Source organism: Streptomyces beihaiensis (assembly GCF_026274175.1).
Taxonomy (GTDB): Bacteria; Actinomycetota; Actinomycetes; order Streptomycetales; family Streptomycetaceae; genus Streptomyces; species Streptomyces beihaiensis.
On the sequence record NZ_JAPHNL010000122.1, the window covers coordinates 1 to 7,670 of the forward strand.

A 7,670-nucleotide genomic window follows, 5' to 3' on the forward strand; every position below is an offset into this window, starting at 1 on the left:
GGGGGTGGTTCTCCTGTCGTGCCCTCTCAGGCTAACCCGGCGAAGCGGAACGTCTCACCTAAGGCTGACAGAGAGGGGCGGGGATGCCCAGCGCAGTGGCGATCACGACGAGGTCGTCGATGTCGCAGCGGCGGCGCGCGCGCTCGGTTCGGCTGAGAGCGGTGTTGGTCATCGGGCGGCCCAGCGCGGTGCAACGCGCGGCGAGCTGGTACTGGGTCAGGCCACGCACGAGGCGTAGGTGCTCGATGGCGCGGGCGGTGTGGAGGCCGGCGGGGCCTATTTCGACAGGTCGGGTTGCCATGACAGTTAGCTGTAACTTGCGGCCGGACGTTATGGCAAGAGTTGGTTCTCAAACTCTACAGAAGTCACCCCAGGGCTGAGTGGCGTTCCTCTCATCGAATTCCGGCACATCACGATCCGTTCCCTCGGGAATGCCGTGCTACCTTCCCTTCGCGCTCCGAGGATGGGCGATTCGAGCAGGTATAAGCCGAACAGTCCACCGGGTTCACCGGATGGCACCCGCCCACGTCCGGGACATCCCCGAACTGGGGGTATCGGATTCCGGCACCTCTACAGAAGGCTTCACCCCAAAAAAATTTCGAGTTCCTCGGGAGCGATTTCGGCAACCGCGCATCCACCCTTACTGTTTCCATCTCCCCGGCCACGCAGAGAGAAGTAGTACAGAGTTTCAGAACCAACTCTGGACTTCTCTCCGTGAGGTGTGGCTGTGTTGTCCAGGCCATTGTCCAAGACCGAAAAGGAGCCTCGTGCCTAACCCTTCTCCCCGTAGCACCAACGCCCCTGCCACCGCTGCAGCCCGTGGCCCGCTTGCCACCCCTGCGGAGGTCGCCTCGTATCTCGGGGTGCCGGTGAAGACCCTCTACCAGTGAGTGGCGTGCATCGTGAAGTTGCAGGTCACGGGTCTGGTGTGAGTGGTCGTCGGCGTACTCGTGCTGGTCGTGGGCGTCAGTCTGGGGTGTAGATCGTCTGGCAGGGGTGGGTTTACGGTTTTCCGTCCACCGCCGGGAGTGGTGCTCGTACGCTCCGGCGTATGACGGATCCCGAGATGCTGGAGCGGATCACCGCGCGACGCGCGGAGCTGGACGAACTCGAAGAGCGGCTGGTCAAGCAGTTGTCCGAGGTGCGGGCCGAGCGGGACGAGCTCGCGGTGGCCGAGCGGGTCTGGCAGCGGATGAGTGAGCAGCTGGCTGAGGAGCGGGCGCAGGCCGGGTCGCCGGTGGTGCGGGTGGCGGGCCGGGCGGTGGGGCTGATCCCGGACCGCGGGCCGGGTGTGGAGGAGTCCGCGCTGCCGTCGGACTACCAGCGCATCATGGCCGCGGTGCGGCAGGTCGGCGGGCCGGCCGCCTGCCGGGTGATAGGTGAAACGCTCGGTCTGAACACCGAGGCGCGGGGCAAGCTGGAACCGCTGCGGGCGAAGTTGACCAAGCTCGCCGACCGCGGCTGGCTGCACAAGCGGGGCGACGGGAAGTTCACCGTCCGCCCATAGGCCGCGCCGGAGGAATGGTGCGGCCCGGCGTAACCGACGGGCCCCCGGCGGCAGTTGAGTTTGGTGTGAAGAAACAAAACAGTCTCGCCGAGGGCCCTGACGGCCTTGTCTACACCGCGCGCCTGCCGCTGTCGAGCGCCACCTTGAACTACCTCGCGGACCTGATCCGCAGCCACTTGAAGAAGATCCGCTCGCCGTGGCGGGCGCTGCCTCCGGGGAAGATCGCCGGGATTGTGCTGGCGGTGCTGCGCTGTGACCAGCGGCCCGGCGGCCTGGCCGGCGGCAACGGGGTCCACCGCACCACCGTCACCCGCTGGGTGCGCGAGGCCGTCGGCCTGCTGGCCGCACGGGCCCCGCGCCTGGACCGCGCGCTGAAGAAGATCGCCCGATCGGGCGGCGGGGTCGTACTGCTGGACGGCTCGCTGATACGCACCCGACGCCGCACCGGGAAGGAGAACCGGAAGAACTACTCGGGCAAGAGCAAGTGCCATGGCCTGCTCGTGATCGCACTTACCGACGACCGCGGCCGACTGCTCTGGGTCTCCGCCGCTCGACCGGGGCGTACCTCGGAGATCACCGCCTGCCGGCACGACCAGCTCACCGACAAGCTGCGGGCGGCCGGCCTCGGCGCCATCGCCGACCTGGGCTTCATCGGCCTGGACGACGCCGACGATCCTGACGCCGACCCGGCAGTGATCACGGGCTACAAGGCCGCCCGCAACCGACCCCTGACTCCTGGTCAGAAGCTGTCGAACACCGTGCTGGCCGCCGTCCGCGCGCCGGTCGAGCACGGCTTCGCCCACCTCAAGAACTGGCGCGTCCTCGGCAAGCTCCGCACCGCCCCGAAATGGGCGACCACTCTAGTCAGGGCCCTGCTGGTCCTCACGAACCGCGAAGTCGCCCGCTGACCGATGATCTTCCCGTCAGGCACCCGCCCGCGACCAGCCCGAGCATTCCGAACCCCACGCACACCAGACCCGTGACCAGCAACTTCACGATGCACACTGCTCAGTGGAAGTACCGGGGCATCGGCCCCAACGTGCACAAGGTCGGCCGCCACCTGCGCTACCGCTGGACCGAGGTGGACGCCTGGGTGAACGCCCAGACCGCGTACGACCTCACGGCCTGAAGCCGCCCCGCCAGGAGAGCGCAACGGCTCTCGGCGAGCCACCGCCGAGAGCCGCAGGGTCCCTGCCGTCATCGCCCTTGAACGATCGAATCGGTGGGCCGGACCTTGCCCGTCCGGCCCACCGGGAAGGAACGCCTATGGACGAAACTACGTCCCCCGCCTCCTCCTCCGCATCCTCGATACCCACCTGGCCGCCCGTCGCCGTCCCCGGCCAGGACCCCGCCTCGGGTTCCTCCACCGTCGAGGACGACGAGCCCCCGCAAGTCGGCGAGGGCGCACAGTTGCTGGACGAACTGCGGCAAGCGATCGCGCGGTACGTGATCCTGCCCAGCAGTGACGCACTGACTGCCGTCACGCTGTGGGTGGCGGCCACGCACATCCAGCCCGCGCTGCAGCACGCACCGCGTCTGGCGGTGGTCGGCCCGGCGAAGCGGTGCGGCAAGTCCCGCCTGCTGGACGTGATCACGGAGACCGTGCGCGAACCGCTAATCACGGTCAACACCAGTCCGGCGGTCGTCTTCCGCGCCATCGGTGACGACCCGCCCACCCTGTTGGTGGACGAGGCCGACACCATCTTCGGCAGCATCAAGGCCGCCGAGAAGAACGAGGAGCTGCGCGGCCTGCTCAACGCCGGCCACCAGCGCAACCGACCCGCCCTGCGCATCTCAGGCCCCGAGCACAAGCCGCAGGCGTTCCCCACCTTCGCCATGGCCGCGCTCGCCGGCATCGGGGACCTGCCGGACACGGTCATGGACCGGGCCGTGGTGATCCGCATGCAGCGGCGCAAGCCAGGTGAGCTGGTGGAGCAGTTCCGCTCCCGCCGCGACATCCCCACGCTGCACACCCTGCGTGACCGGCTGACCGCCTGGCTGCGCCCGCTGATGGACACCGCAGCCGACCTGGTGCCGCCCATGCCGGTACAGGACCGGGCTGCGGACACCTGGGAGCCGCTGGTGGTCGTCGCCGAACTGGCAGGCAGCACCTGGCCGGAGAGAGCGCGGGCAGCCTGCGCAGCGATGTGCGCGGCCGAGGTCGGCCAGGACGACGAGTCCAACGTCAAGACGCGCCTGCTGAAGGACATCCGCCGCGTCTTCACGTCCTACGGCGATCCCGACACCGTGCGCACGCGGGACCTGCTGGAGGAACTACTCAAGGACCAGGAGGCTCCGTGGGCGGAGTACCGCAACGCCGGCCTGACCCCGCGCTACCTGGGGATCCTGCTGAAGGACTTCGGTATCCAGGCGGCCGTCCTCCGCTTCGAGGGCGGACGGCAGGCCCGGGGATTTGCCCGCACGCAGTTCACCGACGCCTGGGCCCGCTACTGCCCCGAGGAGCAGCCACCCGGCGGCAGCAGTAGAACGACAGGCCACGGGTCGCCCGTCCACCCGTAAACACCCGTCGCACACGTCGCATTGCAGGTCAGCTCCGTGACGGGTCCGATGCCTGTGACGGGTCCTCCTGTATCACGCCAGACTCCCGTACCTGCCCTGACCAGGCATGCGACGGGTGTGACGAGTCCACCCCCTCCCCACCGGCAGCCCTGCCCTGTGGCTATGGCAGCCGTCTCTCCCTGGAGAACCACGCTTGCCTTCACGCACCACCCAAACTCCCGTGTCGGCGCTGACTGCCGCGATCCGCCTCGGGGTCGCCCTGGTCGGCGCGATCGGCTTCGCCCTGTCCTATGACGCCCTGCGGCAGATGGCCGTCGCCATCCACGTCCGCGGAGTCCTCACATACGCCTTCCCGCTGGTGATCGACGGGTTCATCGCCATCGGCGTCGCCGCCCTGCTCATCCTGCGCACCGCACCCTGGCGCTCACGCCTGTACGTCTGGGCACTCGTCGGGCTCGCCACGGTCACGAGCATTTGGGCCAACGCCCTGCACGCCATCCGCCTCAACCAGCAGGCACGCACCGCCGGACTGCATCTGGACGACATCACCGTCGGCGCCCTGTCCGCCATCGCCCCTCTCGCGCTCGCCGGCGCGGTCCACCTCGACCTAGTCATCCGCCGCCACCCCACACCCCGCGCGCATGAGGCTGCCGCTACAACGAGCCAAACGGTCGGCCACAGCCACAACGGCAGACACAGTGCCGAGCCGCCTGCCCGTTCGGCCGATGAGACCTCCCTGCCGAAGAAGGTGCGGTGCTCGCCCGATGTGGCCGAGCGCGCGGACGTAGCGGAGGCAGCAGTCAAGGTGCCGCAGGCCCCGAAGCCGCTCACCAAAGAAGGCGGCCACGAACACGACGCGACCTTCGACGAGCTGCTCGCTATCGCCCGCACCGCCCCACTGGGACGCGGGGGCCGCGCCTCACGCCGCAACATCGAGGCGGCCATCCGCGGCGCTGGGTACCGCATCGGCAAGGACCGCCTGACCCAGATCAAGGATCATCTGCAGGCCGAATTCGACCAGGCCACCCGCCGGCGGCAGCCCGAGCCCGACAAGGAACCTGTCGGCGCCCACTGAGTCCGCAGGCACGTCCGTCACCCTCACGCTCGACTCCTCCCGCTCGTCCCCGCGCAGCCCGCCGCGGGACGAGCGGCCTTGGAGCCATGACCTCTTTCCCCACCACGCACGGAGAACCGCCCGATGCACGACCCTCACCACGAAGTGCCAAGACTGCCGCAGCAAATGACCACTACCGCCACCAGCGCAGCAAGGTATGACGTTGGACCGTCCAAGGGCCGGCCCAACGCAGTCCCCTCCGCCCCGGGGGTGGCGGAGGACCTCGGGCACCGGGGGGTGCCCGAGGAGGACACGCCCGCCGACGCGGCTGAGCAGTCCCCCGACGCGCTCGCCGACGAAGTCACCCTGCGTCGTATCGCTCGCCGGCGTACCCGCGAGAGCGTCCAGCGCAAAGAGCGTGTCGACGTCCGCTACAGCGTCGACGAGAAGACCCGGATCCTCGCCCGTGCCCGCAAGATGGGCATCGCCGGCGCCCACCTCGTCGGCGCCGTCATCATGGCCTATCTCGACGGCGATCTCACCGTGGGCCTGGCTGGGCAGCGCACCCAGCTCGACGACTGCCTCGACAAGCTCGACGCCCTGCGGGCCCAGGTCGCCCGCATCGGCAACAACGTCAACCAGATCGCCCACCGCCTCAACGCCGGAGGCGATCCGCACCCTGCGGACACCGCTATCCTCGCCCAGACCGAGCACACCCTGGACGCCGTCCGCGCCGCCATCGGCGACATAGCGCAGACCATGAATCACGCCGTCTCCGCGAAGGCGGCCCGGTGATCGCCAAGATCGGCAACGGCAAGAGCACCGCCGGCCTGATCCGGTATCTGTTCGACACGAAGAAGACCAAGGACCACACCGACCCGCACCTGGTCACCTCCTGGGACGGCTTCGCTCCCGATCCCGGCCGCGCCGACGACTTCGACGCCACAAAGATGCGGCTCGTGGCCGACCTCGACCTGCGGGTCAAGCAAGCCCGCCGACTGGGCCGGGCGCCCGAGCGGCACGTGTGGCACTGCTCGGTACGTGCCGCGCCCGGCGACCGGCACCTCACCGACGCCGAGTGGGCCGACATCGCCCACCGGATTGTGGCGGCCACCGGAATCGCGCCACAAGGCGATCCCGATGGGTGCCGGTGGGTCGCCGTACGCCACGCCGACGACCACATCCACATCGCCGCCACCAAGGTCCGAGGCGACCTGCGCACCGCCCGCCACTGGAACGACTACCTGACCGCGCACAAGGAACTCGCGGCCATCGAGAAGGAATACGGCCTGAAGCGGGTGGTGCGCGGCGACCGCACCGCCGCCCAGCGCCCCACCCGCGCCGAGACGGAGAAGGCCCGCCGCGCCCGCATGACCAAGACCTCCCGCGAGTGCCTGCGCACCACCGTCCGCCAGTTGGTGTCCATCGCCACCAGCCCTCAGGAGTTCCTTCGTCTACTCGCCGACGTTGAGGGCGTTCTCGTCGATGTCCAGCACTTCCCCTCCGGCGACGTGCGCGGGTACAAGGTCGCCGTAGAAGGCGATGCCAACGCCGCCGGCGAGCCGATCTGGTTCTCCGGTGCCAAACTCGCCCCCGACCTGTCCTTCCCCAAGATCCGCGAACGCCTCACCGTCATCAAGATCCCACCCGCCACCCAGCCGGGCTGCCGGCGCCAGCCCAACCCCTGGCACCAGGCCACCGCCGCAGCCGAGCGCATCCCCCACCACCTCGACCACGGCGACGAGGCAGCCGCCCAGGCCCACATCACGGCCCTAGGCGAAGCCATCGACGTCCTACCGCTGCTCGCCCCCAGCCACCTGCGGTCACAACTGCAGCAGGCCGCCACGGCGTTCGAGCGCGCCACCCGCTCCCGTATCCGCGCCCAGCAGGACCAGGCCCGCGCCCTACGGGGCGCCATACGCGCCCTGCGCACCGCCCCGGTGACCGGTGACGGCTCCGGGCTGGCCATGTTTCTCGACATCACCGTCCTCGTCGTCATCGCCACAGCCCGCTGGCACCAGGCCCGCCGGCACGACCAGCAAGTCGCCGCCGCCCACCAAGCCCTGGTCCACCTGCAGGCCGCCTACCAGCAAGCCGCCGCCGCACCGCTGGCCGCCCTGGCCCAGCGCAAACCATTGGCCCGCACCATGGAGCGACACGCCAAGCGGATCCTCGTGACCTTGCCCGACCACGCCCAGCAGGTCCTCAACGATCCCGCCTGGCCCGTACTGGCCACTGCACTAACCGAAGCCGAGAACGCCGGCCACGACCCCGACCAGCTTCTCCAGCACGCCGCACGGCAGTACACCTTGGACGACGCCCGCTCCATCGCCAGGACCCTTACCTGGCGCGTCCAGCGCCTGAGCAAAGGGCCGGCGCCCAAGACACGGGCCCCTGCAGCACAGGCACGAGGTGCAACACAGCCCTCGGCGGATCCCGATCACACGCCAGCAACCGCCGCGCTCCCTGAGCAGCTGCACGCACGGCAGGTAAGCACCGTTCGTTCGGGCTAAGTGCGTTGTGGCAAAGGGAGTCCCTGTTCGATGAACAGGGACTTCTTCGTGTGCGGGGCATGATCGCGGAGGCGTA

General features: G+C 69.3%; 7 protein-coding genes and 2 pseudogenes. 8 read left to right on the forward strand and 1 reads right to left on the reverse strand.

Going from position 1 to position 7,670, the window contains the following annotated elements; translation table 11 throughout:
- Positions 1-58: 58 nt before the first annotated feature.
- Entirely contained in the window at positions 59-301 is a 243-nt protein-coding gene (locus OFY01_RS13335; RefSeq protein ID WP_266599545.1) for a helix-turn-helix domain-containing protein, read from the reverse strand.
- 466 nt (positions 302-767) lie between these two features.
- On the opposite strand from OFY01_RS13335, the pseudogene OFY01_RS32555 reads away from it, so the two are divergent.
- From OFY01_RS32555 to OFY01_RS13370, 8 genes and pseudogenes are all read left to right on the forward strand, one after another.
- Positions 768-887: pseudogene (locus OFY01_RS32555) on the forward strand (DNA-binding protein); the annotation flags it as partial.
- Positions 888-1,051: 164 nt separating this feature from the next.
- On the forward strand, positions 1,052-1,507 hold the full coding sequence (locus OFY01_RS13340; protein WP_266599547.1) for a hypothetical protein: 456 nt from the start codon (positions 1,052-1,054) through the stop codon (positions 1,505-1,507).
- Between the two features lie 65 nt (positions 1,508-1,572).
- A complete protein-coding gene (locus OFY01_RS13345) occupies positions 1,573-2,415 on the forward strand; it encodes a transposase family protein (protein WP_266599548.1) in 843 nt (280 codons plus the stop codon).
- 101 nt (positions 2,416-2,516) lie between these two features.
- A pseudogene (locus OFY01_RS13350) lies at positions 2,517-2,636 on the forward strand (DNA-binding protein); the annotation flags it as partial.
- A 137-nt stretch (positions 2,637-2,773) separates the two neighbouring features.
- Positions 2,774-4,027, forward strand: a complete 1,254-nt coding sequence (locus OFY01_RS13355) for a DUF3631 domain-containing protein (protein WP_266599551.1) — start codon at positions 2,774-2,776, stop codon at positions 4,025-4,027.
- A gap of 220 nt (positions 4,028-4,247) precedes the next feature.
- Positions 4,248-5,102 (forward strand): DUF2637 domain-containing protein, encoded by an 855-nt coding sequence (locus OFY01_RS13360; RefSeq protein ID WP_266599552.1) that lies wholly within the window; start codon positions 4,248-4,250, stop codon positions 5,100-5,102.
- A 123-nt stretch (positions 5,103-5,225) separates the two neighbouring features.
- Positions 5,226-5,876 (forward strand): MobC family plasmid mobilization relaxosome protein, encoded by a 651-nt coding sequence (locus OFY01_RS13365; protein WP_266599553.1) that lies wholly within the window; start codon positions 5,226-5,228, stop codon positions 5,874-5,876.
- Positions 5,873-7,594 carry a relaxase/mobilization nuclease domain-containing protein gene (locus OFY01_RS13370; RefSeq protein ID WP_266599555.1) on the forward strand — a complete coding sequence of 574 codons (1,722 nt, stop codon included), beginning with the start codon at positions 5,873-5,875 and terminating at the stop codon, positions 7,592-7,594. Before OFY01_RS13365 ends, OFY01_RS13370 begins: the two co-directional genes overlap by 4 nt.
- Positions 7,595-7,670 lie beyond the last annotated feature (76 nt).

Excerpts from the sequence above, each read along its gene's own strand:
- OFY01_RS13355 (WP_266599551.1), top strand. The coding sequence starts at position 2,774 with ATGGACGAAACTACGTCCCCCGCCTCCTCCTCCGCATCCTCGATACCC.
- OFY01_RS13340 (WP_266599547.1), top strand. The coding sequence starts at position 1,052 with ATGACGGATCCCGAGATGCTGGAGCGGATCACCGCGCGACGCGCGGAG.
- OFY01_RS13335 (WP_266599545.1), bottom strand. The coding sequence starts at position 301 with ATGGCAACCCGACCTGTCGAAATAGGCCCCGCCGGCCTCCACACCGCC.
- OFY01_RS13365 (WP_266599553.1), top strand. The coding sequence starts at position 5,226 with ATGCACGACCCTCACCACGAAGTGCCAAGACTGCCGCAGCAAATGACC.